The organism is Roseateles asaccharophilus, from assembly GCF_004362405.1.
Taxonomy (GTDB): domain Bacteria; phylum Pseudomonadota; class Gammaproteobacteria; order Burkholderiales; family Burkholderiaceae_C; genus Kinneretia; species Kinneretia asaccharophila.
Window position 1 is genome coordinate 337,714 of record NZ_SNXE01000002.1, and the last position, 26,381, is coordinate 364,094.

The 26,381-nt window shown below is 68.0% G+C and carries 20 protein-coding genes; all 20 read right to left on the reverse strand.

Translation table 11 applies throughout. The features are described from left to right. Positions 1–192: 192 nt before the first annotated feature. Positions 193–3,165, reverse strand: coding sequence for an eCIS core domain-containing protein (locus DFR39_RS06375; RefSeq protein WP_246030718.1), 2,973 nt, complete (start codon positions 3,163–3,165; stop codon positions 193–195). A gap of 116 nt (positions 3,166–3,281) precedes the next feature. Continuing rightward, positions 3,282–3,710, reverse strand: a complete 429-nt coding sequence (locus DFR39_RS06380; protein WP_133602704.1) for a hypothetical protein — start codon at positions 3,708–3,710, stop codon at positions 3,282–3,284. Continuing rightward, positions 3,707–6,373 carry an Ig domain-containing protein gene (locus DFR39_RS06385; RefSeq protein WP_133602705.1) on the reverse strand — a complete coding sequence of 889 codons (2,667 nt, stop codon included), beginning with the start codon at positions 6,371–6,373 and terminating at the stop codon, positions 3,707–3,709. Before DFR39_RS06385 ends, DFR39_RS06380 begins: the two co-directional genes overlap by 4 nt. Further along, a complete protein-coding gene (locus DFR39_RS06390; RefSeq protein WP_246030719.1) occupies positions 6,370–7,698 on the reverse strand; it encodes an ATP-binding protein in 1,329 nt (442 codons plus the stop codon). The genes DFR39_RS06385 and DFR39_RS06390 overlap by 4 nt, the downstream gene beginning before the upstream one ends. Positions 7,699–7,708: 10 nt before the next feature. Then, on the reverse strand, positions 7,709–10,180 hold the full coding sequence (locus tag DFR39_RS06395) for a contractile injection system tape measure protein (RefSeq protein WP_133602707.1): 2,472 nt from the start codon (positions 10,178–10,180) through the stop codon (positions 7,709–7,711). Continuing rightward, the gene (locus DFR39_RS06400) at positions 10,177–12,645 is read right to left on the reverse strand and encodes a hypothetical protein (protein WP_133602708.1); all 2,469 of its coding nucleotides are present in this window, start codon (positions 12,643–12,645) and stop codon (positions 10,177–10,179) included. The genes DFR39_RS06395 and DFR39_RS06400 overlap by 4 nt, the downstream gene beginning before the upstream one ends. Further along, on the reverse strand, positions 12,642–13,439 hold the full coding sequence (locus DFR39_RS06405; RefSeq protein WP_133602709.1) for a hypothetical protein: 798 nt from the start codon (positions 13,437–13,439) through the stop codon (positions 12,642–12,644). Before DFR39_RS06405 ends, DFR39_RS06400 begins: the two co-directional genes overlap by 4 nt. Next, on the reverse strand, positions 13,436–17,263 hold the full coding sequence (locus DFR39_RS06410; protein WP_133602710.1) for a baseplate J/gp47 family protein: 3,828 nt from the start codon (positions 17,261–17,263) through the stop codon (positions 13,436–13,438). The genes DFR39_RS06405 and DFR39_RS06410 overlap by 4 nt, the downstream gene beginning before the upstream one ends. Further along, positions 17,263–17,670: a GPW/gp25 family protein gene (locus tag DFR39_RS06415; protein ID WP_211343815.1), complete on the reverse strand. Its 408-nt coding sequence runs from the start codon at positions 17,668–17,670 to the stop codon at positions 17,263–17,265. The genes DFR39_RS06410 and DFR39_RS06415 overlap by 1 nt, the downstream gene beginning before the upstream one ends. Before the next feature lie 2 nt (positions 17,671–17,672). Next, a complete protein-coding gene (locus DFR39_RS06420) occupies positions 17,673–17,972 on the reverse strand; it encodes a PAAR domain-containing protein (RefSeq protein ID WP_133602712.1) in 300 nt (99 codons plus the stop codon). A 14-nt stretch (positions 17,973–17,986) separates the two neighbouring features. After that, positions 17,987–19,771, reverse strand: coding sequence for a type VI secretion system tip protein VgrG (gene vgrG, locus DFR39_RS06425; RefSeq protein ID WP_133602713.1), 1,785 nt, complete (start codon positions 19,769–19,771; stop codon positions 17,987–17,989). Positions 19,772–19,783: 12 nt separating this feature from the next. Then, entirely contained in the window at positions 19,784–20,479 is a 696-nt protein-coding gene (locus DFR39_RS06430; RefSeq protein WP_133602714.1) for a CIS tube protein, read from the reverse strand. Between the two features lies 1 nt (position 20,480). After that, the gene (locus DFR39_RS06435) at positions 20,481–20,678 is read right to left on the reverse strand and encodes a DUF5908 family protein (protein ID WP_133602715.1); all 198 of its coding nucleotides are present in this window, start codon (positions 20,676–20,678) and stop codon (positions 20,481–20,483) included. A gap of 14 nt (positions 20,679–20,692) precedes the next feature. Then, positions 20,693–21,181 carry a phage tail protein gene (locus DFR39_RS06440; RefSeq protein WP_133602716.1) on the reverse strand — a complete coding sequence of 163 codons (489 nt, stop codon included), beginning with the start codon at positions 21,179–21,181 and terminating at the stop codon, positions 20,693–20,695. A gap of 32 nt (positions 21,182–21,213) precedes the next feature. Beyond that, entirely contained in the window at positions 21,214–21,672 is a 459-nt protein-coding gene (locus DFR39_RS06445; protein WP_133602717.1) for a phage tail protein, read from the reverse strand. 38 nt (positions 21,673–21,710) lie between these two features. Beyond that, a complete protein-coding gene (locus DFR39_RS06450; protein ID WP_133602718.1) occupies positions 21,711–23,330 on the reverse strand; it encodes a phage tail sheath family protein in 1,620 nt (539 codons plus the stop codon). An 18-nt stretch (positions 23,331–23,348) separates the two neighbouring features. Continuing rightward, a complete protein-coding gene (locus DFR39_RS06455) occupies positions 23,349–24,041 on the reverse strand; it encodes a hypothetical protein (RefSeq protein WP_133602719.1) in 693 nt (230 codons plus the stop codon). Next, positions 24,038–24,613, reverse strand: a complete 576-nt coding sequence (locus DFR39_RS06460; protein ID WP_133602720.1) for a Pvc16 family protein — start codon at positions 24,611–24,613, stop codon at positions 24,038–24,040. Before DFR39_RS06460 ends, DFR39_RS06455 begins: the two co-directional genes overlap by 4 nt. 81 nt (positions 24,614–24,694) lie before the next feature. Further along, on the reverse strand, positions 24,695–25,420 hold the full coding sequence (locus DFR39_RS06465; RefSeq protein WP_133602721.1) for a response regulator: 726 nt from the start codon (positions 25,418–25,420) through the stop codon (positions 24,695–24,697). Continuing rightward, positions 25,417–26,094 carry a sensor histidine kinase gene (locus tag DFR39_RS06470; RefSeq protein WP_133602722.1) on the reverse strand — a complete coding sequence of 226 codons (678 nt, stop codon included), beginning with the start codon at positions 26,092–26,094 and terminating at the stop codon, positions 25,417–25,419. The genes DFR39_RS06465 and DFR39_RS06470 overlap by 4 nt, the downstream gene beginning before the upstream one ends. Positions 26,095–26,381 lie beyond the last annotated feature (287 nt).

Consider the following 26,381-nt stretch of genomic DNA (forward strand, 5'->3'; position numbering starts at 1 on the left):
GCGCAGCGGGCGGGACATGGGGCAACTCTGCGCGCATTCGGCGAGCAATTCCAGTAGAAAGACCTGACCCCAATTCGCCCCTGAACCGAATGCGCCCCAAATGCCTCATGACCCCAATGCCTGCACCAATGCCCCCTTTGACCCCCGGGATAGGACGCCTTCAAGCGAGGAGCGAGTTCGGGCAAGTTCCTTTCACACGGAGTCCTGCCCCATAGTCGGCTGCATCAGGTGAAGCAGCACGGCCATGACCAACGTCGGTAAGGCACGCTTGATATCAGTCGGCAGGAGGTTCAGCATCGCTGGAACCGCCAGGTAGGGCTTCAACAACATCAACGCCATGGCCTTGACGCGACGCAGGTGCCAACGTTGGCTCCAGCCAGGCCTGTCGAGGCGTGTGTCACCCATCGGGTCGGCATCTGTGTGGTCGGAGATGCCGTACGGCCCCTGGTTCTGCTGCGACCACGAGTAGTCGGACGCATCCAGTATGTGGTGGAGTTTCTCGAACTTGCTGGCGCTTGGGTTGTACGAATTGCGCTCCGCCTGGATGTAGATGAATCGTTCCTTACTGCTGGTGTTCTCCATTAAGCCGAACAGCACTGTTGGGAAGAAGTCACCGTCGATCCCGTAGTGTTCGTCGGGCACCTGCGTCAGCTGCGTGGGGATGATGATGCCGCTGTAGTGTGAGGACTTCCGTGGTTCTGCTCTCATGCGTCGCAGACCTTCATAGAGATCGCGGCTGAAGGCCACGCGGATCTGGCCCCCCTTGCACATCTCCTGGAATTGACCCTTGTCGAGAATCTGGTGAAGCCAGTTGAGCGCGTCGTAGCCCTTGCTCGCCATGGTCTGGTGAAGCTCCTTGTCGAATCGTTCTCGATAGAGCTTGGCGTACGGCTTGATTGCCAGATTGAGTTCCTTGTCGGACATCGAGGAAGTACCCATCAGACCCACGCTGGCCCGGGCCCGCTGGTCCAGCGATTTCGGGTCGTGGACTCCGCCGGGGGGATGGTAGAAATGGTTGTGGGCGTGATGGACGATCAACGGTAGCCCGGTGCCGCCCGCGAAAGTCTCGTTCGCGAAAGCCGTGCCCAGCAGGTGGGTATAGGTGATCCTGATCGTTCGAGTGATGCCGGTGACTTGGCGAATGACGTTGATGGCCTGCGGCGTGGCCAGCAGCATGCCGCCGACCGGCTGACTGATCTGGGTTCGGATCTGGATGATCTGTTGCGCCGAAGGCTGCGGAATGCCGGCCGCGTCAGCGATGGCGACGATCAGGCAGTTGTTCCGGAAGAACCTTGGCTCGTCGTTGGAGAGCGCTTTGCCGAGGTCACGCTCCTTCTTGGTTCCGCTTTGCAACCACGCCGCGAGTTTTCCGATGGGCGCGGTGAGCGTCCGGACGATTCCAGGGGTCCAGCCCAGCGAGCCTTCTTTTTCACGCTGCTGGCCCGATTCGTCGTAATAGACCTTGTGGATGGCCTCGAGCTCGTCGTACTCCTCGGGGGTGACCCGCATCGCCATGGCGTCGATGGTGAAATTGTCGGGCTCCAGCTTGAGCCGGGCTAGAGCAGACAGCATGGCGCGCACCCGCCCGACCCCGTCGAGCGAAATTTTGCGGCCTTGAGGATCGATCGCGATCTTGATGTTGGCTTCTCCGAACACGGCCTTCTGGAAAGCGAAGCTGAAGACGTCGGAGGGAATCTTGTCCATCGAGATCCGCAGCGGTGGCGGTTGCTGTGATTGCAGCTTTGCCTGGCGCTTGCCTCTTCCTTTCTTCTTGGATTGGCCGGCCTGGCTCCGGGCCTTGCGACTGGGATAGGTTTGCGACAGCCGCTGAAGAATCACTAGCTCTCGCTGCTTCGATTTCTCGGCGGCCGGCCCGTCGATCTTGTGCAGCAGCAGAACCTCTCCCAGCGTCACACGTACTGCGGACCAGTCTTCTTTCTTGGCGGAACCACGGATGCGGCCTGAGGTCTGCTGCATCTTGACCCGATTGCCGTTGAACAGCCATGGAATCAGCTCGCTGCGCTTGTCGGTCAGGTATTTCAGCGGTCCAGCGTCGGAACCCGGAGCGTCGTAGTGTTCGTCGGCGATGAAGGTGATGCCTTGATCACTCTCTTCAGCCGGCTCGGACGCTTCACCTTCCGCAATGGCGTACAGCACCCCGTGCAGTTCACCCAACGCGTCGCGATTTTCGTTGAGCCAACCTAGCAGGCGGAAAGTCTTCACGCTGTCGCTCAGGTTCTTGAATTCCGGATACAGCGGGTGTCCTCTCAGGTACATCCCGATTGTCTTGAGCGTGTCGTCGTCAATGGGCGTTCGCCTCTTCTTGGACAGTACGAACCGTCCCTGGAGGATGTTCGAGCCGCCTAACCTGCGTTGGCGCTGAAGGTTTCGGCCAGGTGACAGGAAGGGGCCGAGGCCTTGGGCGCGAGCGCCCATTACGTCGGCCTCACGTTCGAGGGCGCTGTTGTCGTTGATCACCACGCCTGCCAATTGGGCCGTAGGCGTCACGCGTCCTTGCGCCTGCTGGGTTACATGCCAGGCTTCGTGCGGGAGATGCCGTTCCTGCCCTGGTGCCACGTGGATTTCCGTTCCTTGCGCATAAGCATGTGCATTCAACTGCGCTGGTTTCGAAGAGTTGTAGTGCACTCGCACGTTATCCATCGACATGCCAGACAAGGACTCAATGCCCGCTTTTAGCTGATCGGGCAGGCGAGTGTTGTTAAGCGGGGCAGATACGGCGCTAGCAGTGTTTTGTAGTTTCCCACCCTGCGTTTTGGCCTGCTGCCCGGTGTCGGCTACGTCCACACGGAGCCCGGCCCCTGCATGGTTTCGTCTCTGCGCCGAATTCATCATGGCCTGCACAGCCTCCGGCTTGCTGGCGTTGCGATGGACACGGACGCCAGACATGTCGATGCCGGAAAGGGATTCGATGCCGCTACGCAGCTTGGCAGGTAGGCTACCCTGAGATGCATCTCCCGCTGCAGACCGCAGGTGGGCCAAGTGCTCGCCCTGTTTGAGTTGGCGCGGGATGTTGGGCCCGGCGGGTATCGTGGTGGCGCCAGCAGGGCTCAGGGCGACAGCGCTGTTGGCGGCGGCGGCGGGTGTGCGCTGAGGCCCTGGCGAATCAGGGGCTTTTACCTTTGCTTGGCGAGTTCGGCTACTCATGGCCTGGCTCCTTCGGGTTCAAGGACGTACTGGCGGGGCAAGCCGACTTGGCGGATGGCTTAGCTTCGCTTCTCGTCGCTCACTTGGCTTGCGCACGCCCGTGGGTGGCGGCGTGCCTACTTGCCCGTTCCCTGGCTCTTGGCGATTGAGTTCGCCACATTGGTTTGCAGCATGCGGTCGCGCTTGCGGTTCTTGGCGGCGCTCTTGCTCGGCTTCTCGGTGCGCCCCTTGCCGGGCTGATGCGAGCTGGTCTTGCCGTTGGGCGCAGTGGTGGAGTGCGAGGTGCCGCGCGAGTGGCCCTTGGTCTTGCGCTCGCCTTCGACCCGCTGAATCGGCGCGGTGGCGGCTTGCAGCTGCGCGATGTGACTGCTCTGCGCGCTGAGTCTGGGGCTGTCGCTGCCGCCCGCTTGGCCGGCGTGCAGTGCGGCCGCGGGGGACTCGGTGCGGCGTTGGGGCTGGGTGTGCTTGGCCTTCATGGGAACTCCTTGCCCTGGCGGGCGCTTGAGCAGTTGCTTGGCAGGCGTGGCGTGGCAGTCAGCGTTCATGGCTTTTCCACCCTGGAGCGCAGCAGCACCCGCAGTGCCAGCAGCACAGGGATCGCGATCGCCAGGATCAGCTGCGCATTGCCATCACGCAGCGAGCGCAGTGCCGGATCGCAGTGCAGCAGGGCCGCGCCCAGCAGGAAGGGCGCCACGCCGGCCAGCAGGGCATAGCGACCCCAGCGCATGCGCCAGCCGCAATGCAAGGTGAGCGCCACGCCCACGAGCAGACCGACGAGCAGCAGCACATCAAAGGCCAGGCGCAAGGGCCAGCGGTTGGGGCAGACCCAGCCGCAGACGGCCGCGCTCAGGGCGTTGGGCGGGGAGCCCACCAGGGTCGTGCGAACAAGCCGCTGATCGCGGTCCGAGAAGTTCTCGCCTTGCAGGGGCGCGGGCCAGAAACCCACCCCCGCGAAGTTGTCCTGGAAATACACCAGGTCATCGCGAAACTGCTCCTCGCTGGCGCCTGGCAGCAGACGCACCGGCACGATGCTGCGCAGCATGGCGCGTCGGTTGCTGCCTTGCAGATGCGGCGAACGCTCGACCAGATCGCGCAAACGCTTCTTGCTCTCCCGGCTGGGCTCGGGCAGCAGCACCATGAAGCGCAGCTCTACGTTGGTGCGGCTGCGGTAGTCGCCGCCGCTGTCGGCGATGCGCCCCTCCCGCACTTCGGGCTTCTCCACCTCGAGCATCAGACGGAAGAGCTGGTCCACCGTGGCCGGTTGGCCGGCGCGCAGCTGGGCTTCGGTCAGCACCAGATTGAGCGCATAGCGGCGTCCCGGATTGCGGTAAAGGGATTCGGCCAGGGCCCGCACAAAACGGGGATAAAAGTCCGCGATGCGGCCGGCCAGCTCGGGGCGCGTGCCCTCGCCCTGGGGCAGCTCATCGAAGAAGACGCTCAGGCCATCGCCCAGGTGCTGGGTGTGGCCAAACAGGGGCAGGGCGGCTTTCAGCCGCGCCGGCAGGCCCGGCAGGGGGCGGTCTATCAATTCACGGGCCTGCTGGGGCACCTGCGTCAGCATCTGGGTCAGCAGGGCCTCGCGCTGGGCGCTGGCCTCGGTCAGCAGAAAGTCCCAGTGCCGCTGGTAGAGCATGAAGTCGACCTGGGTGCCGTAGTGCTTGGCCAAGCGTATGAACTCGCTCTCCTGAAGCAGATCGCGTCGCTGCGCGCTGCCCGAACCCGTGGGGTTGAGGTAGCGATAGTCCAGGCCTTGGGCGTTGAAGCTCAGGCCCATGAAGCTGAGCCGGTGCAGCAGGCTGAAGTCCAGGGTCTGGGGATCCGCGCCGACGGCGTTCCAGGCCGGGTAGACGGCATAGACCAGGCCCTGGCTGCGCTCGCTCAGGCAGTCGCAGCCGGGCACGGCCTGCCAGTTCAGCGGCTGGGCCGGCGTCAGGCTCACCGTGCGTCGGGCGGCCTGGGCCAGCCACTCCCGCAGCACGGGCGGCAACAGCCAGTCCGGCAGATCTTCCCAGGGGATCTGTCCGGGTTCCAGCGCCTTGGGCTTGGGCGCGCTGGTTTTGACGGTGGGCGTGGCTGCTCGGCCAGGGGCTTTGGGCGGGCCGCCCAGCTTGGCGGCCGATGCGGCCGCCCCCGCGGGGGGCGGCTGGCACAGGCGGGCCAGCGCTTCGGCCGGGGGCTCGCTCTCGCCGCGCTGCTGCGCGCTGGCCTTGATGAGGCTGCGGCTGTGCTCGCAGCGCTGCGCGTCCACGGCGGCGAGGAAGAGATCGCGGGTCGGGTACTCGCGCTCCAGCAGCGGCCCTAGCCATTGCAGCAGCTGTTTGTGCTGCGGCTCGCTCCAGACCAGGCCTGCGGGGCGCTCCGGCGTCGGCCCAGCGCTGGCCGCGGGGGGCGTGGGCGCAGCGGGGGCGGAGGCGGTCGGAGCCGGGGCGGAAGAAGCGGCCGCCGGCGGTGTGGCGCCGTCGACCGTTCCCGTGCTGCTGCTGCCGGTCTCCGAGCCACTCTTGTCGCCGCCGCTGTTGTCGTCCGCGGCCAGCAGCGCATCAAGCTGGGCGGCCTGGAGGCGGTAGACGATGGCGGTGCGCGCGTCCGCCGGCTCCGGCACCGTGGTCGTGGCGGGGTTGACGCCCACCAGGCCGGGCACGGTCGGTACCGCGGGTAGGGCTTGGGACGCTGCGCCCGCCGCGGGCTTTGCGTCCGTGACCCCCAGCACGCGCAGCACATAGCTCTGGCTGGCCTGGCGCCCATTGGCGTCGGTGAGCAGCACGCTGAATGCATAGCGGCCTTCGCGCTCAGGCAGGCCGCACAGGCGCCCGTCGCGGTCCATGCGTATGCCGGGCGGCAACTGGCCGTCGCTGAGGCCGAAGACATAGGGGCGGCTGCCACCCTGGGCGAAGAGCAAGGCCTTGTAGCTGCGTCCTGCCCGGGCGCTGGGCAGTGCCTGGTTCGGCGGTGCCAAGCTCAGGGGCAAGGGCGGTTCGCTGGGCGGGCTGGTGCGCGTGAGGGGGCCGCAGTCTTGCACCTGTCCGGGGGGCGTAGCAGCCGACGCCGCAGCGGATGTGGGTGCTGCAGGAGCCGAGTTGGGTGCGCTGGCTGCACTGGCTGCGCTGGCCGGGCGAGGCGCCAGCTCGGTGGGCGCGCTGGTCGCCGCCAGCAGCAAGAGGGACAGGCCCAGGGGCAGGGCCAGGCGCAGGCGGCGTGTGCGGCTCACAAGGTTCTCCCTTCCTTGCGCAGCTCTCGCGCCAGGCCCGCGCGCAGCTCCTGCATGCGCACCTGCTGCCGGCCGGCACGCACGGCCTTGAGCGCGGCATGGCGGATCACATTGGCGATGGCGCCGCCGGCCAGCTCGTGGCGCTGGGCCAGCAGCTCAAGGTCCACATCCGCATCCAGATGCTCCGGGGCCAGCATCTGCTGCCACAGGCGCAGGCGCTGCTCGGCGTCGGGCATGGGGAAATAGACCATGGACTGAAAGCGACGCGAGAAGGCCTCATCGATATTGCTGCGCAGATTGCTGGCCAGGATCACCATGCCCGGGAAGTCCTCCACCCGCTGCAGCAGGTAGGCAATTTCCTGGTTGGCATGGTGATCGTTGGCAGTGTTCGCGGCACCGCGCTTGCCGAACAGCGCATCCGCCTCGTCAAAGAACAGGATCCAGCGCCGCGACTGCGCCTGGTCAAAGACCCGCGCCAGATTCTTCTCGGTCTCGCCGATGTACTTGGAGACCACCATCGACAGGTCGATGCGGTACACATCCGCCTCCACCACCTGGCCGATCAGGGTGGCCGTGAGTGTTTTGCCCGTGCCCGGCGGGCCGTGGAAGAGGGCGCGGTAACCCGGCTTGAGAGCGCGCGCCAGCCCCCAGTCCTGCATCAGATGCGCGCCCTCGCGCATCCAGGCGCACAGCTGCTGCACCTCGTCCATCACCTCCGGCGCCAGCACCAGGTCCTCCCAGCCCAGGGGGCTGCTGATGCGCTTGGCGGGGAACTGCGCGCTGAAGTCGGGCTTGCGGGCCGTGCCGCTGCACAGACGCTGCAGGGCCTCGCTGCTGGCCAGCAGGGCGCCGCTGAGCTGGGGCTCACCGCTGGCGGGCGTCTCCAGGCTGAGCAGGGTTTCGCGCGCGAAGGCGTGGCCTGCATCAAAGCAGGCCAGCAGGGCCACGCGGGCCGCCAGATCCTCACCGGCCACCAGAAAAGCCGCGGTCTCCCCGGTGGGCAGAAAGCCCCCATGGCCTTGCGCCTTGAGCCCGCCAAACTCGGTGAAGCCGCGGTCCAGGTTCTGGTTGCGCATGAACAGCAGGTCCAGCATCGCAGGGCGCAGATGCGGCGCCAGGGCCAGGGCCAGCACCACGCGCTCGGCCGGGCTGAGCTGCAGGCGCACGATGAGCTCGCCCAGGGCGCTGCCGGGGGGCAGCTCGGGCAGGGGACCGGCCGCCGCCAGATCCAGGTCTTGCTGCTGGAAGTGCTGTTCCAGCCGGCGGTCCAGCACGCACTGCAGCCAGTCAAGCTCCAGCGTCAGGGCCAGGGTGTGGTCTTGCACGATGTGATCCTCAGCGCCAGTCCACGTGCAGAACGGCCGACATCCAGGGCAGGCGGATCAGGCCATAGCTCCAGGGCAGACGGTCCAGCAGCACATCGAAGGCGCGCCCCTCGACGCGCAGCCGCCAGCGAGCCGGCTCCTCGCGCCGGCCCTCCGGGCCTTCCACGCTCTCGGCCTGTGTTTCCTGCACCAGGCGGCCGCCGCGCTGCAGAAAGCTCTCACGCAGCGCCTGGGGGCTGGTCTGACCCAGGGCGGCCCAGTGAGCGATCAGCGCCTGCAGCAGACCCTCCAGCTCGGCTTGCCGGGCCGGCTCCGGTCCCGAGTCGGGGACGAGCAGTGTTTCGGGTGAGGCCCCGCACAAGAGCTTGCTCAAGGGCAGGCGATGCTCATCGGGCGTATCGAGGCCCTGGGCGCCACGCACCAGGTACTGCAGGCAGGCCACGGCGTGCGCGCGGGCGGTTTCGCTGCGCCACTGCCGGCCGCTCTCGTCCAGCAGTTCGAAGCGTGCGAAGAGGCACTGCGCATAGACCGCCAGCAGCACCTGGCCGGCGTCATCCACCCAGATGGGCTCGCCCAGGCGAGGCGCGGACAGCTCGGCGGTGGGGGCTGCGCGGCCCGGTGCCGTCGCGAGCAGCTCCGGCCCCAGGCGCAGTTGTTCCGGTGCTTCGCCCAGCACAAAAAGTCGTCGGCACAGGCCCAGCCACAGGCGTTCGCGCAAACGTGGCGCATCGGGTGGCGCGAACAGCGCCGTGCGGGTCAGGCCGGCCGGCGCCGGCTCGGCCGCCTGGGCCTCGGCCAATCCCAGCAGGCGCTGCAGACGCCGTTTCAGGCCGTCGACGGCCTGACCGAACTGCGCCTTCAGCAGCCGCCAGCGTTGCAGCTCGGGCGTGCGCCGCAGCCAGCGCAGGCAGGCCTGCGGCGTCTCCAGCATCTGGGCCAGGCGCAGGCGCTGGGCCCAGGACCAGCCACGTTCGGCTTGCGTGCTGGGCGGGTTCTGCAGCCGCCGGGCCTGGGCGGCCTCGGTTTTCCGGGGCGGCTGCCGGCCCGACCCCTCCGGGCTGGGCGATGGTCCGGCCGGGCGCTGCAGCTCCGGTTCGTCTCGCTGCCAGCGCGCCCAGGCGGCTGCCCAGAGTGCCTGCCAGCCGCTGTGGCTGTCGGGCAGACGCCGCCCCGCGCTCCAGGCGGCCAAGCTGGCTTCCATCAACAGGGCTTGCAGGCGGCCCAGCCGGGGCCGCTGCGTGGGCGCGCACTGGCTTTGCAAGCGCAGCGCGGTCTGGCGCAGCGAGTCGGCCCAGCCCGCCCCCACACTGCGGGCGGATACCCCCAGCAGGCCCATCAGGCTGCCCATGGCTTCGGGGTCCAGCAGCTCGCTGCAGCGCCGCCGGGCCCGGCGCTGGCGCAGCAGCCGCAGCAGGCGCTCACGCAGTTCGGCCGCGGCATGCCGGCTCAGTGTGGCCAGCAGCTGCCGAACACGCTCGCGCTGGCGGCGACCACTGCGCGCGCCGGCCTGCCCCATCAGTTGGCGCAGCCCCGCCCAGGCCAGACTGGCCGGGCTGGGCCGCTCTGCCTCAAGACGCCCTTCGATGCCCGAGGCCGGCTCGCCTGCCTGCCTGCGGGGGGCCAGCACGGCCGCCAGCAGCGCCTGATCGAGACCGCGCTGCGCCCGCCCGACATCCGCCGATCGCGGCCCGGGCAGGCGCTGCTGCCAGCCCTCGCCGAGCTGGGCCCGCAGGTCCTGGCGCAGCGCTGTGAAGAGTGCTTCGCGCCAAGCCTGGCTGGTGGCAGGGCCGCGCAGCCCCCAGAGTGCGCGCAGGGCCGTCACCCGCAGGCGTTGGCGCAGCTGGCCGGCCTGGTAGGCGCCGAGGCGGCCGCTGTGCTGCAGCGGAGCGAGCCAGGCCTCGTCCAAGTGCGTGAGGCCCTGGGCCAGGTCGGGCTGCCGGGCGGCGAGCAGGGCCTGCAGGCCCTGCGGGGGGCTGATGCGGCTCAGACGCTCCAGCACCTGGCCGGCGTCAGGCAAGGCCTGCAGCCGACGCCAGAGCAAGGCCCCCTGCCGTCGCGCCAGGCTCTCCAGCCACAGCGACAGCCGCAGGCTGCCGGGGCCCGAGGCCATGGACCAGGGCAGGCTGCCGTGCTGAAGAAAGTGCAGGAACTGCGTCAGCTCCAGCGCCGAGGTCTTGAGGGGGGGGGCGGACTGCGGCAGGGCCCGGGCCAAGGCCAAGGCCAGTGCCTGCTCGAGCCGGGTCCGCCAGCGCTCCGGTGCATCGTCCAGGCTCAGTCGCCCCAGGTGCAGCTCCAGGCGCTCCAGCCGCAAAACCTGCTGGGGCGGTGCCAGCCGGTCCAACAAGGGGCCGAGCAGGGGCAGGAGCAGCTCATGCAGGCAGCGGCCCTGCTGATCAGCACTCACGCACGTACCACCCCGGCTGCTCAGGCTGAGGCTCAGCGTTTCGATGCGATGAGCCTGGACGGCGGGCAGCAGTTTCATGCCGACTCCTTGGCGTGCTCTTGCCGCAGCCAGGTGCTCAGTGCGGCAGCGCGCTCATCGACCCGACGCTGCGCGCCCGCAGTGGCTTCGTCATCCAGCAAGGCCTGGCAATAGGCCCGCTTGGACAGCAACCAGGCCAGCCACAGGCTTTCGAAGCGCTGCATTCCGGCGGCATCCACCCAGAGCAGGCGGCAGCGCAGCTGGGCCGGAGCGGCCTCCTGGACACGCAGCCTGGCCAGGGCTCGCAGGCGAGGATCGGCGCAGCGTGCGGTCCAGCCGGGCAGGACGATGCTCAGCCGGTGCATGAAGAAGTCGTCCAGCGTCCCGGGCGAGTCCGCCCCGTCGGTGGGACGCAGCAGCAGATGCTCAACCAGGTGCAGGCCCTCGCTGTGCTGCTGCAGGCGGCACAGGCTCTGGTGAAGCGCCACGGCCCGGGTCCAGGCGCTGGCCTCGTCCGGAAACTCGCCCAGCGACCACAGCCGCCCTTCAGCGTCCGGCCCCAGCCTCAGGCGGCACAGGCCCTTGTGGCGCTGGCAGCGAAAGGCCTCGGGCCGAACGGCAGCCCGCCAGAGGGCCGCGTCATCGGCCGCCTCGCCCAGCCAAGCCTGCAGATCGGGCAGGGACGGAGGCTCCGCGGCATGTTCCGGGCTGGGAATGGCATGTGGCAGGGGATGCCAGTGGCCACTGGATTCAAGCGCCTGAGGGTTGGCGGTATGGGGCTGCTCCAGTGGCAAGCGGCCGCTGATCTGAAGCCATTGGCTCAGGCGTGGGCCGGCCAGCAGTTGCAGCTGCAAGGCCAGCCGCCGCTGCAAAGGTGGGCCCTGGGTCAAGGAACGTTCGGGGCCGGGCCGGCTGTAGTCAAAGCCGGCCTGTCGGTTCCCCGTGAACTCGGCGATCTGCTGGGCGTAGCGGCGCTTGCAGTCCAGCTGCTGCAAGGCCCAGGCCTGAGGGGAAAGGTAGCGTGGCACATCCTGCAGCGGTCCGAAGTCCAGGGCCTCGCCATGCAGGGCCAGCAGCTGGTCCAGAGCGCGGCCGCGTCGCTCGGCGGCCTCATCCTGGGCATCCAGCAGACCGGGCGAATCGACGTCGGTCTCGGCCAGCCAGCTCAAGCCCGGCAGCTGCGTCGCGTCCAGCGCTTCCTGCCAGTAGCTGCGGGCCGAGGCGTTATGCAAGTCGTACAGCTTGGCGAGGTGCCGACGCTGGGCCCGCAGCTGGGCCAGCGGCTGTTCGAGCAGGGCCAGGTAGCCGGCCCACTGCGTGGCCTGGCCGGGTGGTGTACGTCGCACCTGGTCATGGGTCCAGCGCAAGGCCTGGGGCTCGCGATAGAGATCGGGGAGATGCTGGCTGGCGGGCACATAGCGGGCAGGCCTGCCCTCGTCCGCGAGCCGCGGAGCGGGCGGAACCACGGTTGGGACGGTCGGCGCCGAGCGGCGCGCCAGATCGCTGCTGCGGGCGCCCGAGCGTTCGCGGCGCAGGTCTTGCAGCAGCAGGAGCAGCTCGGCATGGGCCAGGGGCAGTCGAGCTCCGCTGCGTTCCACGACCCAGTCGGCGAGGTCCTGCCGCTGCTCCGGCCAGTGCAGACGCAGGCCCCAGTCCTCGCCGCGCCAGGGCAGGCTGTCGCTCGGCGCTGTGGTCGACTCGGTCTCGTGAGCATGGGCTGGTCCGAATTCATGCAGGTGCAGCAACTCGATGCTGCGCAGGCCCGGCAGGCATCGCAGGCTGCGCATCAGATCGCTGAGGTACAGCTGATCGGCACGAACACGGAGCAGCTCATCCGCGTCCAGGGACAGCGGCAGGGCCGCGATGTAGCGTTCGCAGGCCAGCATCAAGGGAGCCAGGACCTCGCTGAGCTCGGCATCGTCCTGCAGCACCAGGTGCAGCTGCAGGCGCACCCAGCGGGGGCGCAGCAAGCGCGGCAGGCTCCACAGGTCCTCGCCCAGATTGCGCTGCTGCCAGTAACGTTGGGCCAGATTCGCGGCCAGCCGCCGCTGCGCAGCGTCATCGGCCTGGTCCGGGCCCAGTTGGCGCCAGGCCCACAAGCCCAGGGGCCGGCCTCGCACGTCCTTCAGGGCGGCCAGATCGGCGTGTCGTGGCGCGGGGCGCTGCTCGTGCAGCCAGGCCAGCTGGTCCAGCTCGCTGCAGGGGCGGCCGGTATGCACCTGTTCGGGGGGCAGCAGGGCGTAATGGTGAGCCGACTGCGCGCTGGCAAGCCCAGGGTCGTCCGGGTCCAGCCCAAGCAGGGCCGGCACACTGTCGCGCGCGGCATAGACCTCCTCGGTCAGGGCGTAGACCAGCGATTCCAGCAGGCTGACGCCGGGATCGTGCAGGTTGTAATCGGTCCAGAGCTCGCCGCTGGCCTCTTGTACCCAGTCCAGCGCCTGCTGGCGCAGGCTGGCAAAGCCCAGCGCATCCTCCTGGGCCTCGGGAGGCAGGCGCGGGATGCGCTGCAGGCTCGGGGCCGTCACGGCGTCGCCTCCTGTCGGGGTTGGCTGTCGGCCATGGTCGGGTCGGTCCAGAGCTGGGTCAGCTGAACCTGGATGCGCTGGCCAGGCCCGAAGTCGCAGCCGCTGCGGATCTGCAGCCGGTACTCGGCCTCGCGGCCGTGGCTGCCGCACCAACGCAGTTCCAAGCGGTCGCAGCGCCGGCCCCACCAGGAGCGGGTCTGGCGGATGCCGCGCCGTTGCTTGAACCAGGCCAGCAGGCCGCCCCCGGGGTTGTAGGTGTTGAGCGCCACGGCATGCAGCAGGCTGAAGTGACCACTGCCCTGGCGGCCTGCGCCGGCCATCACCTCGAAGCCCTGGCAGCCGTGCAGGTCCGGCGTGATGTCCTGCCATTCGCCATTGGCTAGCACGTCGGGGCGCTCTTCGTCCTTCCAGCGGCCGCGCCTGGCCTCGCAGGCCAAGGTTCCGCCCACATCCAGCAGATCGCGGGGTTTGGGCTGGCCGATGCCCACGCGCTGCTGCGCATCCAGGCTCAGCAGCGCGGGTGTGCTCTCGCCGCTGCCGATCTGCAACTGGTCCTCGGTGCGGCCGAGCTGCACGCGCCAGAGCACATCGCCGGGTTTCTGATCGCGGTAGAAGCTGATCAGGGCATCGTGCCCCATGGCCGCGTAGATCTCGTCTCCATGCTCGACGCTCTTGCAGAACCCTTCGTCGTGCATATTCAGCATGGAGTCGATCAGATCGACGAAATGACCTTCGGTGGGCATCTCGCCCGCCTTGAAGTAGTTGCGCAGGGTTTCCCGGTTGCGGCTGCTCATGGGCGTGCTCCCGGCGCTGGCGTGCAGCCCTGTCCGATGATGAAGCTGCCACCCAGCCTGAGCTGACCCAGCCCCGTAGGTCGGGCTCGGCCATCCTGGGTGGGATCCTGCAGCTCCAGCAGATGCCCGCGCATGGGCAGGGCCAAGCTGCAGGCCCGGGCGGGTCTTAGCTCATGCTGCCGGGTATGGAAGCTGTCCGCCAGCAGATAGCGCCCGGCATCGCTGTGGGTGATGTGCAGCAAGGAGAGTCCTTGCACCGCCTCGACGCCGTCCTGCGCCCGCAACAAGGCCTCGACATCGTCTACGCGCACCCGCCAGTCGAAGCGTGCCGTGATGCCCCCGGCTCGCCAGGGTGAGAGATAGTCGCGCAGACACTGATTGAGCTCGCGCAGGCGCTCGCCGGTCTGCAGCCCTGGGCTCAGGCGCAGACGGCAGCGCACCTGGATGCGCTCATAGGCCGGGTTGCGAACCCGAAGCAGCAGGCTGGGCGAGCAGCGCTGGCGCAGGAAGTCGCGGATGCGCTCCAGGGTGGCGGCATCCAGGCGAGGCGCTTCGGTGCCGTCTACCTCCTGACCGGGGGCGAGTGCCGGCACCACCACCACGGTGCACAGGCTCTCCCCCTTGTCCTCCGCGGGCAGGCAGATCAGCTTGAACACCTCCGGGAAGGCCTGCAGCACCAGACGTTCGAAATCCCAGGCGTTGAGCGCGCGGTCTCGGTGGCGCAGCAGCTCGCAGGCCCGCAGGCGCAGGGCGCGCTCGTCTTCGGCATCGCGGGCATCGAAACCGGGCTGCGTCTGCAGCACCTGGACCAGGCCGGGAATGGCCGGTGCCGCGGTCTGCACGCTGAGTGCCGGCAGCGGCAGGGCCTCGGCGCTGTCGGGGCTGCGGCGGGCGCTGATGGCCTGGGCCCAGACACCTTGCAAGGGGGCCAAGCGTGGCAGGCGGCCTCGGCCTGAGAGACAGAGCCAGAAGAGGGCCCCCGTGTCTTGGGCCCCAGGCGGCATGCGCCCTTCCAAGGCGGGACAGCCGCGACGCAAACCCGCGGGCAGGTCCAGCATGATGATGCCGGTGCGCAGCAGGCCCTCGGTCTGGTCCAGCAGCACGCGGTAGGGCTCCAGGGCCTGCCAGCCTTTGTGGGTCCAGGCCGCCCAGGCGAGCTGCGGCCGTTGATCGTCCAGTGCCTCTTCCGCCTGGCTGGGATCGAGCTGGAAGAGCAGGCTGAGCAGGCTGTCGGCCTCGCGCCCTTGCAGACCGATGTAGAGCTGGCCATCACCGGGCCACAGGGGCGCGAGCGCCGGACGTGCCTCGCCGGGCGCGGGTCGCAAGGCGCTGCGACCGAAGGGGCCGATTTCGATCAGCTGGGTTTGCTGGGCTTGCACAGCGGCGGCGTCAGCGCGGCCGCCGTCCGCGGAGCGCAGTTCGGCCGCGGCAGCGCCTCGGTCCAACACGCCCGGCACCGGGATGCGGGCGGCCGCCCTGTAGTGCAGGCTGATGCTGTCCAGCATGGGGGTGTAGGGCGCCTGGGGCAACTCACGCGGCCGCAGGCGCCAGCCGCGGCGGGCGTTGTGGCTCAGCACCTCGGTAAGCAGGGGCGGGTAGAGCGCATGCCCGAAGGCGGGTGCCGTGAGCTGCAAACGGAAGAAGCCCTGGCGGCTGCCGGGCCCGTAATCCGCCTGGGCGGCCAGCTGGGCGGCGCTGAGCACCTGGGGCCGGTGCAGGCGCAGCAGCTGGGCGTCACCCAGGTCCAGCTCGCAGTCGCCCACGCTGGCCTCGGCATCTCTTGCCCTGTCTCGGATCGGGAAGAGCGGTCGTTGGGAGGCTTCGCGCCAGCGGCCATCGCTGAGCACGGCCCGCCGCACCTGGAAACGCTGCGGCAGCCAGGGACCCTCGGGGTAGGCGCGGTAATGATGTGCCAGGCCGTCGGCCGGCAGCCCCGCCCAGTGCATCTGCAGGCTCAGGCTTTGCAGCGGTTTGCTCATCAGCTCAGGGCTGCTGAACATCAGGTAGGACGAGGCGTCGGGCAGGGGACCGAAGGGGGCGAAGGGTTTGCTCGCGTCCAGGCGCCCGAGCTGGTTGTAGAGCCGCAGCTCTCTCAGTCCCCGCACCTCGACGCGAAGCTGCAGGGCCTGCAGGCGCAGCTGCTGCAGCAGGCCCAGCCCGAAGATGCGGCTGCGCCGGCTCAGACACAGCTGGAGCACCGGCTGATCAGGCCAGGCGGGGCCGTGCAGGGCGGGGCTGCAGGCCTGGATGGCTGGGTGCTCCGGACGCAGGCGCAGGCTCAGCGTCAGACCGCCGCGGGCGCCGCGCCGCACATGAACCTCGTCCAGGGCCAGCCAGCCCTGGCTGCCGCTGAGCCGGGCCTGCCAGAGGCCGCGGAAGACGCGGTCGAACACCAGGTCACGCTCAGGCGGCCGATCGCCGGCCAGCAGGCTCAGCGGATCGTCCACATCCAGCCTGTATCCGGAGGGCATGAGTCGCCGGGTGCGGCGACGCAAGGCCGCCAGCAGTGCAGGGTCGGGCTCTTCCTGGTCGCTGGCGCAGAGCCAGCAGGCGAAGATCTGGCCCAGCAGCCCGGGCTGGCGGCTGCGGTCCCGGCAGCGCAGGGCTTGTTCCATCAGGGTGCTGAGTCCGGACGTTGGCACGCCCGGCATGCACAGGGCCATGTCCAGATCGATGCGACGCTCCCCCCCGGCCAGAGCCAGCAGGGGCGAGGCCAGGGCCAGACCGATCTCGGCATCGGGGGCGCTGCCGCCACCCAGCACCGGCCAGCTTGCGCAACGAGGCAGTGCGGCCAGCTCGGGGGTAGGCGGTTCGATGAGACTGGCGCGGGCGCGGCTGGGATAAGCCAGCTGATGCTCGGGCGAGATCATGGGATCGTGCTCTAGGCACAGGCTTGCCAGACGGGCCACCTGCATATGTCCCACATCCAGACCCTGCTCGGCCAGCATGCTGCGGCTGCGGCCATCGGGCGTTTGGCCGGCCTGGAAGCGACTGCCGGGCAGGATGCGCACGGGCCGGGCGTAGCGCGGATCCCGGCGCAGCAGCAGGTGCACGCGGTCGCAGCGCGCTGGCAGGCGCTGGAAATGCAGGCGATCGTGGTAGTAATGCTGGATCAGGCGTTCACCGAACTCGTTGAGCGGGGCGCGTGCCTGATCGATCAAGCGAAGCAGGCTCAACAGCAGGCCCATGGCGGGCTCGTGCATGCCGCCGCCCAAGCTGTGCGGCAGACGCTGGCGGGCCAGGGCCGAGGCCTCGTCGTGCAGGCGGCTCAGGCCGGTCCGGAGTTCGCGCAGGCGTCGCGGCAGGAGTTCGACACCGGGCCGCTCCAGTGCGGCCTCCGGCGCCACCCCCCAGGCCGGGTGGCGCAGTCTTTGCGCGCGCTCACCCTCCGGGAACAGAGGGTGGAGGGCTTCCAGCAGGGGGGCTAGGTGACGGGTGATGCGGGAACTCAGCAGGCTTTGCAGCGCCGGCTCTCCCTCCAGACCCATCAGAAAATCGTCCAGGCGGGTGGCCAGTGCCAGGCAGTGCCGCCACTGCTGTCGGTGACCGTTGCCGGCGCCGGTGTCCGGAGCCGCGTGTCGGGTGCTCAGCGCTGCGGCGGCCGCCAGTTCGGCCAGGAGCAGGCTGGGATCGCGCCGCAGAATGGGCGCCCAGCTGCCCCGGGTCTGGCCCGCCTCGTTCACAAAGGCCAGACGCTCGGCCAGATCCAGGCTCAGGGCCAGGCGTTGGGCCAGGGTCCACTCGTCGGGGCGCAGGCTCTGGCCGTCAGGGGCACTGGCCTGACGATCCAGCTGAGCGGTGCCGCTGCGGCTAAGGTTCTGCATCAGCGCGCCTCCACCGCCTGGCTGGCCTGGTCCAGGTAGAGGGGATAGACGAGGTTGTGCCGGGTGTTGGTGCTGCGGATGCGGTAGTACAGCCGCAGCTCCAGCCGGGCCAGCTCATCCTCGGCGATGCGGGCATCGATGTGTTCCAGCTCCACCCGCGGCTCATAGAAGAGCAGAGCCTTGGACAGCATGTCCTTGATGGCGGTGAGGGTCTGCTCGTCGGCGGTCTCAAACACCATGCGGTGCAGATGCGTGCCATAGCCTGCCTGCATCACGCGTTCGCCGCAACGGGTGGCCAGCAGGATGCGCAGACTCTCGGCGACATCGTCCTCGTTCTCCACCATCAGAACCCGGCCCTGCTCATCGAAACGGGGCGGAAAACTCCAGCCACGGCCCAGGAAGCTCATCATCAGCCTCCGATGAGGACGGTGAAGCAGCCCAGCACGATGCTGCCGCCATGGGCCGTGGGGTCGCCGATGCGTGCTGCGGGCTTGCTGCCGATCAGCACGGTGGTGGAGCCCATTGCGATGGTGTCCGGTGGACCGACGCACACAGCGTTGTCTCCCACCACGGCGGCGGGCAGCTTGCCGATCAGCACGCTGGGCACACCGGGGCCGATGACCGGCCCGCCTACATGTGGGATGGGCGGCAGGCCCGGCGTCTGCATGGGGCAGCTGTGCATATCGGTCAGGCGGGCGGCGGGCGGCATGTTGAGCACTCCGTTCAGTTGATCATCACCAGGGCGCCCTTGACCGTTGTTTGACCCGAGGCCGAGAGCTCGGCACTGGCCGAACCCTTGGCGCTCAGGGCCATCTGGGCCTCGCAGCTGATGTTGAGTGCATTGGCCTTGAAGTCGGCCTGCGACTTGAGCGTGATGGCATTGACCGCTTCGAGTGAAATGCCCCCTTTGGCGTTGAGCTTGATGTCCTTGGGGCTGTCGAGCGCAATGCCCTCGCTGCTGAGCTTGATGCTGTTGCCGTGCTGGTCCTTGATCAGGATGCTCTGATCCTTGTCGTCCAGCACCAGCTGGTTCTTGGCGGGCGTCGTCAGGGTGATGATCTTGTCGGCCTCGTTGAACTCGAAGCGATGCTGGCAGCGGGTCACCAGGGCTTTGGTGTCGTTCTCGGCGGCCAGGGCGTAGGGGGGCGTGCGGGCACTGCTGTAGAGGCTGCCCAGCACCACGGGGTGGCAGGGGTCATCGTTGAGATAGCCCAGCAGCACCTCGTCGCCCACCTCGGGCAGGAAGAAGGCGCCGAAGCCGCTGGAGGCGTGGAACTGCAGCAGGCGGGCCCAGACGCCTTCGGTCTCGCATTGCCAGGTGGGCAGGCTGACCTGGATCTTGTTCTGGCCCTCGGGATCACCATCGAGCTTGATCACCTTGCCAATCTGCAGGCCGCCGACGCCGGGCAGCAGACCTGCCCCCGGCGGGGCCTGCACATCGCCGCGCTGGGTGTGCAGCTCCGGGTCCAGACCGAACTCGGCCAGGCAGATCCAGTTGCCGTCGACCAGTTGGTGCTCGACCGCGCTCAGATAGACATCCCCCGAGAAGCGCGTGCCCACGCCGCTGAGCGCGACGACGACCCCTGGCTTGGCCAGCGCCGTGCCCTGGAAGCTCATGCGTCCCCGCACCCGGGCCAGGGCCGCGCGCAACTGGGTCGCCTTTGCCCAGGCCTCAAGCGCCGCCTGTTCCTGCGGCGCACTGCTTTGCAGTTGCAGGGTCGAGGGACCGGCCACCGCCGACAGGGTGGCGCCGTCGAGATCGCCCTGGCTGCCCACCGCCGTGCTGGCGCTGCTGGCACTTTGCAGCAGGGCCTGGCTGGACAGGCTCCATGAAGCGGCTTGCACCGCCTTCCACTGGCTGCGTGCATCGATGTCGGCCTGGAAATCCATCAGCTCATCGCCCCAGGCGACGCTCAGGGCTGCGCTGCCGGCCTCCGGCGCGGCGATATGCACCGCGCCGTCATCCACGCGCACCACCATGCCCAGGGCTTGTGCGCGGGACAGCATGAAGTCCCAGTCGCTGCAGTAGTACTGCACCAGTTCCTTGTGGCTGATGTCACTGGCCTGGACCGTGGCGCTGAGCCCGGCTCGCTCGATCAGCCCACTGATGATGTCGCTGTCCTTCTGGTCCACATAGTTGGCGCTGCGACGGCCCAGGGTCATCTTGCAGGCGGCATCGCGGCACTCCAGGACCAGACGGGCGTCGTTGCCGGCGCTGATCTTGAGGCCATGGCGTACCAGCAGGCCGGCGAAGATCTGCGTGTCCTGGTCGCCATAGCCCGCGCGGATGGCGAGCTTGGCACCCGGCTTGAACAACGCTGCGTCGCTTTGGGGCATCTTGCCCTCGGGCATGTCCCCGTCGGCCAGCACGATGCGGGCCCAGGGCACGCTGTTGAGCGCCTTGCGGATCGTGACACTGATCAGGGGCAGGCCCTCCTGATCCGCACCGTCGCAGCTGATCACGAGGCGCAGCGCGCCGTCGCTCTGATCACTGGGCTTGCTGGCCATGCGTATGCGTCCTCAGGCCAGGGGCGGAAAGTGCAGGCGCAGGCCCGGCTGAAGCCGTCGGAACTCGCGCAGGCCATTGAAGCGTGCCACCTGAGGGTAGTAGCGGCTGTCGCCATAGATGCGCAGGCACAGCAAGGGGAGGGTGTCACCGGCGCAGACCTCCACGGTGTGACTGAGGTCGGGGGAGCTGCGATTGGCCGAGAGCTGGGCGTACTTGGTGGTGGCAAAACCCAGGAAGCTCAGGTCCGACTTGGCCCGCAGCGGCGCGCCGCTGGGCTTGAACAGGGTGTAGCGTGTGCTGATGTTCTGCAGCCGGCCGTAGAACAGCAGGGTGCCCCAGAGGATCTGGACGTGATAGGGCTCGTGCTTCTCGCCGTTGTAGTCGTAAATGATGCGGCTCAGGGCTTCGAGTTGCCCGCTTACGTCGGCCGGCGCCTCATTGCCCGAGGGGACGGGAACCACGCCGGTGCCGTCGAAGGTCAGGCTGAAGCTGATCTTGTCCGGCTCCATGGCGGAGAAGCGCACCGGATTGCCGGTCTGTCCCAGGGTGGGGCGGCGGTTGTAGCAGATGCGTCGCTCGTGGTTGAACTCCGAGGGGTTGATGACCATCTTGTAGTTGCGCTTGTCTTCCACATAGACCTTGCCGTCGCTGCCGATGCTGCAGCGGGTGATGGTCATGGCCTGCTTGGTGCCGTTGGCAGTGGCCATCTCAGCGTTCCCTCATCTGCTGCAGCTGCTCCAGCATCCAGAGCTTGCATTCGGCCAGGATGTCCTGCTTGAGCCGCTCGCGCTCACCACCGGCCTCGCAGCCGTCGTCGTTCTCGTCGCTGTCCTGGTCTAACCCGTCGTCGGAGCGCCCTTGGGCGATCTCGGCATCCAGCAGCAGTTGTCGAATCTCGAGCGGCATGGCACATGCATCCTTCAGCTGGGACTGCCCAGGGTCTGGAAAGCCAGTTCGATGGTCTCGATGGCCGCCTCGTTCTTGGTCGATCCGAAGGCATCCACCTCCCAGCGCACCGGATAGGCATTGCGGCACCACCAGACCAGCAGGGGCTGGCCGGCGGCATTGATCAGCTGGACCTTGACGCTGGCGAGCTTGATCGGTTCGGCAAAGCCGCCCTCCAGCACCTTGGCACACCAGGCGAGCAGGGGGGAGTTGCGATTGACCAGGGCCCGCTTGAGACTGAGTCGCCGCGCCTGCGGCTGTGCCGGGAGCTGGTGACGAAAGCGGTTTTCACCGCCCTCCTGCAGCTCTTCGGTGTCCAGCTGGCTGCCCAGGCCCGATACCTCCTGAAAGGCCAGTTGCAGCGGACCGTTCTGCTCCGGCAGGCCCATGAACTCCACCTTGAAGGCGAAGGCCACTGGCAATTCGTCGCTGCTGCCGGCTGGGCTGGGGGTACGGGTAGCCATGCTGCACGTCCGCGGGAGCGCGCTGCCACCACTCAGGCGTTGGCGATGGTCAGGCCCTCATGGGCGATCTCGATGGTCTCGACCGCCACCTCATTGCCCTCGGCCTTCAGATCGGTGCCGGTGATCTTGGTGGGCCAGGCATTGCTGAGGGTCCAGACCATGGTGGGCTTGCCGGCCTCGTCCAGCAGGCTGATCGTTACGGGCACCCGCTTGATGGTGTTCATCTTGATCTTGTTGAACCAGTCCCAGAACTTGTTGTCCGACTTGAAGACGCCCTTCTTCATCGTGACATTGCCGTACTTCTTCAGCCCCGGCATCTTGGTGGGGGCGAAGATGGGGCTGTCGCCATGCCGGTACTCGATGGGTTGCGCCTCCACATCGAGGCCCGAAACCTCTTCGAAGGACAGTACGGCCGAGTCCCATTTCACCTGGAAATAGAACTTGGGCAGGGGCCAGACATTGGTCGATTGCTTGGAGCCGTCATCAGCCATGTGATTTCTCCAGTAGGTGGTTTTTGCTGTTCAGTGCCTCAGGACTTGGGCATCTGCTGCTGGAAGGTGATCTCGATGAATTCGGCCGGCCGCACCATGGCCACCAGGACCGTGACACGCAGAATGCCTTCGAGAATGTCGTCGGGCGTCATGGTCTCGCCCAGACCCACATGGACGCTGAAGGCGTCCTCGGGGACGGCGCCCATCAGGCCGCCGCGCTTCCACACACTGGTGAGGAAGTTGCTGATCATGCTCTTGATCGTCACCCAGGTATTGGCCACATTGGGCTCGAAGACCATGGCCTTGGCCGCCAGGCGGCAACTCTCCTCCAGCATGATCATGGTGCGGCGCACATTCACATAGCGCCAGTCCAGGCTGTTGCCGTCCAGGGTGCGAGCGCCCCAGACCAGCACGCCTTCGCCGATGAAGGCGCGGATGGCATTGATGCTCTTGCCCTGCGCCGTGACGTTGAGGTCTTCCTGCTGCTCGGCCGAGATGCTCACGGTGGGCGAGATCACGCCAGCCAGGCTGACATTGGCCGGTGCCTTCCACACGCCCCGGGTGTTGTCCACCATGGTGTAGACACCGGCCATGGCGGCGCTGGGCGGCAAGGTGTTGAGCTGGCGGCGAGCCTCGTTCAGCACGGTGTTGAAGACCGAGCTCAGTCGGGTCAGGGTCTTGTTGAGCAGACTCTTGCGGGCCAGCACGGCGGCATCCAGTTCATCCTTGCTCAAGGGCTTGTCCTCGGGCTTGAGTTCGGACTGCACCTGTTTGCTGAAGTCGGTGGCAATGCCGTCCACCGCGTCATACAGTGCCTTCAGCCCCGGCTTGGCGTCGGCTGGCGCCGCGGCTTCGAGCTTGAGTTCGGCGCGCAGCAGGGTCTGGAGCTGGGCGACGCTGCCGCTGTCGATGTTCTCGAAGCTGAGTTCCTTCTCGCCCACCACGGTGGTGTTGAGCCAGGGGTAGTAGGCGGCCGCGAAGTCCAGGAAGTTGATGCCCAGGCCATTGCGGAAGTCCGCAACCGGATCGCCCGCGGGAAAGGTGCGCGGCTTGTCGCCGTTCCAGACATCCAGAATCGCCACACGGTTGCGCATGGTGTAGCCGCAGTGGGACAGCATGGCCTCCTGAAGGTCATAGCAGACCTCCTTGCCCAGCCTCACCGCCTCCGGAATCAGCAGCATGGTGGGCTCTTGCTCCTTGAGCAGCTCCAGGATGCCGGCCTTGAAGGCGTCGGGGTCGAGGTCGCTGCCGTAGCCGCCCACCGAGACGATGTAGCAGGGGCCCCCGCCGTTCTGGAAGAAGTGGCGCAGGGCGTTGTAGAGGCCGTAGTTGCCGCCCGCACTTCCTGCGATCTGGGCGATGGTGAAGCCGGCCTCACTGTCGGGCTTGTCGGCCGTGGTCAGCGCGCGGAAGTGGCCGTCTTCCTTCTTGGCCGCCTGCGTGATCGAGAACAGAGGCTTGGGTGGACCGCCGAAGTACTGGTGATACTCGGCCATGGAGCTGATGCGCCAGGGTTTGAGATTCAGTGGTGTGTTGTGGTTGTCGGCTTTCTCGGTGTAGCCCACGAAGGCCGGTACCGCGGTGGCGACTTCGACCACCGAGTTGGGGAAGGCGTTCTTCTCGACGATGTAGACGCCCGGGGTTTTCATCACTCCCATCGGTTTCTCCTGCTTGGGTCAGCGACTGACGAAGATTTCCGAGACCGGCGTACCGTCGGGCTCGCGTTGCAGACCGCCAGGGGCGGCCACGGGGAGCCGTGCCATGAGCAGGCGCGGCGGGTGAGCGTTGGCATCCCGCAGCTGGAAGCGCGGGACGGCACGTTCGGCCAAGGGCAGGGCGCTGCCGCTGCGGATGGCCAGGGCGCTGCGACCATCCCCCAGTGCCAGGGGCGTGGCGGCTTCGAACTGCACCAGACCCAAGGGATCATGCAGCTCGGGCTGTTGGCCCGACCAGTCGCCCAGCAGCAGGTACTTCCAGATGGTGCGTCGGGCGGCCAGCTGCAGATGCTGCTGGCGCGACGGGCTGCGCAGCCAGGCCGTGAAGTCAGCATGCTCGCCCTCAAACAGCGCCAGACTCAACGCTGGCAAGGCGGCCGCCTCGCGATACAGCAGATGCGCCGGGTCATCGCAGCACAGACTGAAGTTCAGCGTGGCGGGCCGTCGGTCGGCCCAGAGTCTTTGCAGATCACGCTCTTCGCCCAGGACGGCGAGCTCGCTGCCATCGCTGCGGCATACCAGCCCGTAGGCATGCAGGACGAGCTGGCTCTGTGCATCGGGCAGGAAGCGCAGCAGGCGGGCTCGGCCGTCCGCGTGGTATTCGCTGCCAATCGTGGCGCGGGCCAGAAGGTGGTAGCGATCCAGGCGGCTCATGAGAGCCCCCGGGTGTCGATTTGCTGCACCCTTGGCAAGCGCACCTCGATGTGGCTGCCTTCCACGCTCACCATGCGCACCCGGTACAGCACGGAGGGCAGGTAGCGGCCGCTGTGTATGCCCCACAGGCTGTGCATCTCGGAGCTGCTCAGGTTCTCGATGTTCAGAATCAGCCGCTCCAGGCCTTCATGCATGCCGGGGCTGTTCTGGTGGTCCAGCACCGGATGGCTCTGGAAGAAGCTGATGGCGCCGGAGAGGAACTTGAGCGCCTCGGGGTAGTTGCTACCGCTGAAGTTGGCGGCGCACATGAGCAGCAGGTTCAGGTAAACCGGGGCCGGGCTCTGTAGCGCGGGTGTGGGGCTCAGACCGGGCGCGTTGCCGGCACGATGTGCCATGCTGTCGCGCTCGACGCCGGCCAGGAAGAGCACCAGCTTGTTGGCGACCAGGGGCACCAGGCTGCCGTTGAGCTCGTGCAGATTGGACAGCACGGCCAGATCCTCATCCACCTGGAAGCGGCGGCGCAGGTGTTCGTTGAGTTGCCCGGCCAGATGGCTCAAGGCGGCGTCGATCATGGTTCTGGCTCTCCCCGTGATGCTGGGTGAACCTTAGACCTCGCAGGCCCCAGCCGCCATCGGCCGGCGGCTGAATTCGCCTCAGCAATCTGCTGATGGGGAAAACCCGGGTCGGGTCTCTCGCTGAGGAGGCTCGGCCTCCAGGCTGCTGAGTCCGGCACGCAGCGCAAAGCGAGTCAGCTCCGCAATGCCCTGGATCTGCAGCTTGGCAAACACATGCTCGCGGTGCGTGGCCACGGTCTTGGCGCTCAGATGCAGCTGTTCGGCGATCTGACGGGCGCTGTAGCCCTCGGATAGCAGCCTCACCATCTGGCGCTCGCGCGCGGTGAGCCGCTCGAGCGGCGAGGCGGCTGGCAGGGGGGCGGCGCCCAGGCGCTGCTGCTGGTGTGCCAGCAAGTCCGAAGCCAGTTCGCTGCTGAGGAAGAGCTGGCGGGTCGCCACTCGACGCACGCCGCGAGCCAGATCCTCGAAGGAGTTGTCTTTCAACACAAAACCGCTGGCACCGGCCTCCAGGGCGGCCATGACCTGCTGCAGGTCGCGGTGGGCGGAAAGGCAGAGCAGGCGACAGTCTAGGTTTTCCGAGCGCAGCCGCCGTAGAGCCTCCAGCCCGCTCATGCGGGGCATGGCCATGTCCACGATCGCGACATCGGGTTCGAGCTGGCGCGCCAGGCGTACCAGTTCCATGCCGTCGCGAGCCTCGGCCAGCACGTCCAGATCGGGCTCCCGGCGCAGCAGGGCCAGCAAGCCCTCACGCACGAGATGGTGGTCATCGGCCACCAGCACGCGGATGCGCTGAGCCGGGCTCATGTGCGCAGCGCAGTGCCGGTGCGCCAGCGTATGCTGGCCTGCACGCCCAGACCGTCGGCCCGCCAGCGCAAGCGCGCCCCCACGGGGGCCAGACGGCTACCCAGGCTGGACAGACCGAGACCATGGCCCGAACGGGCTTGGCTCAGGGCCTTGGCCAGTCCTGGCCCGCGATCGGCCACCAGGATCTGGACTTGTTCGGGGTGCCCTCCATCACCCAGGCGCAGTTCGACCGGCGCGCCGGCTGCATGGCGGCAGGCGTTCAACAGCAATTCGCGGGTGGCGGCCAGCAGCACCTGGGCAATTTCCGGGCTGGGCTGGGCTGGGTTGCCGCAGCGGCTGAAGGCCAGGGGCGTGGCGCTGGCTCGGCCCAGCCGCTGGGCGCAGCGCTGCAGCGCCCTTGCCAGATCCTGGTCGCGTGGCCCGCGTCCAGCTTCCGGCACAGCCGCGTCTTGCAGCCGCGCCAGCAGGCCGCGGGTGCTGCTCAGGGCGCCTCCCACCAGACCGCGGGCCCGCTCCAGCGCCTGCGGGTCTGCGCTGTGGCGAGCGTGATCCAGCTGGATCATGGCCAGACTCAGCAGCTGGGCCAAATCGTCATGCAGGATCTCGATCAGGGGGCTGGCGTCCTGCTTGATGCTGCCGGACAAGCCTTGGTTCGCCATGGGTGGCTGGACCATTGTCTACTCCCTTCGCGGCTGCGCAGCCAATTGCTGCGGGCCGCAAAGGGTAGAAAGCCCGATCCGGGCTCGTCAAGCTGTCAGAAGCTACTAGTGCAGCCTTGGCGGTTCCCGGTCCGGAAATACGTTGAGACCAGCGGCCCTGAGCCTGGCGGTCTCTCAGGCCGCCAGCAACTGCCTCAGCACGAAGGGGAGGATGCCGCCGTGGCGGTAGTACTCCACCTCGATGGGCGTGTCGATGCGCAGGATCAGCGCCCGCTCGAAGCGGCTGCCGTCGGCGCGGGCGA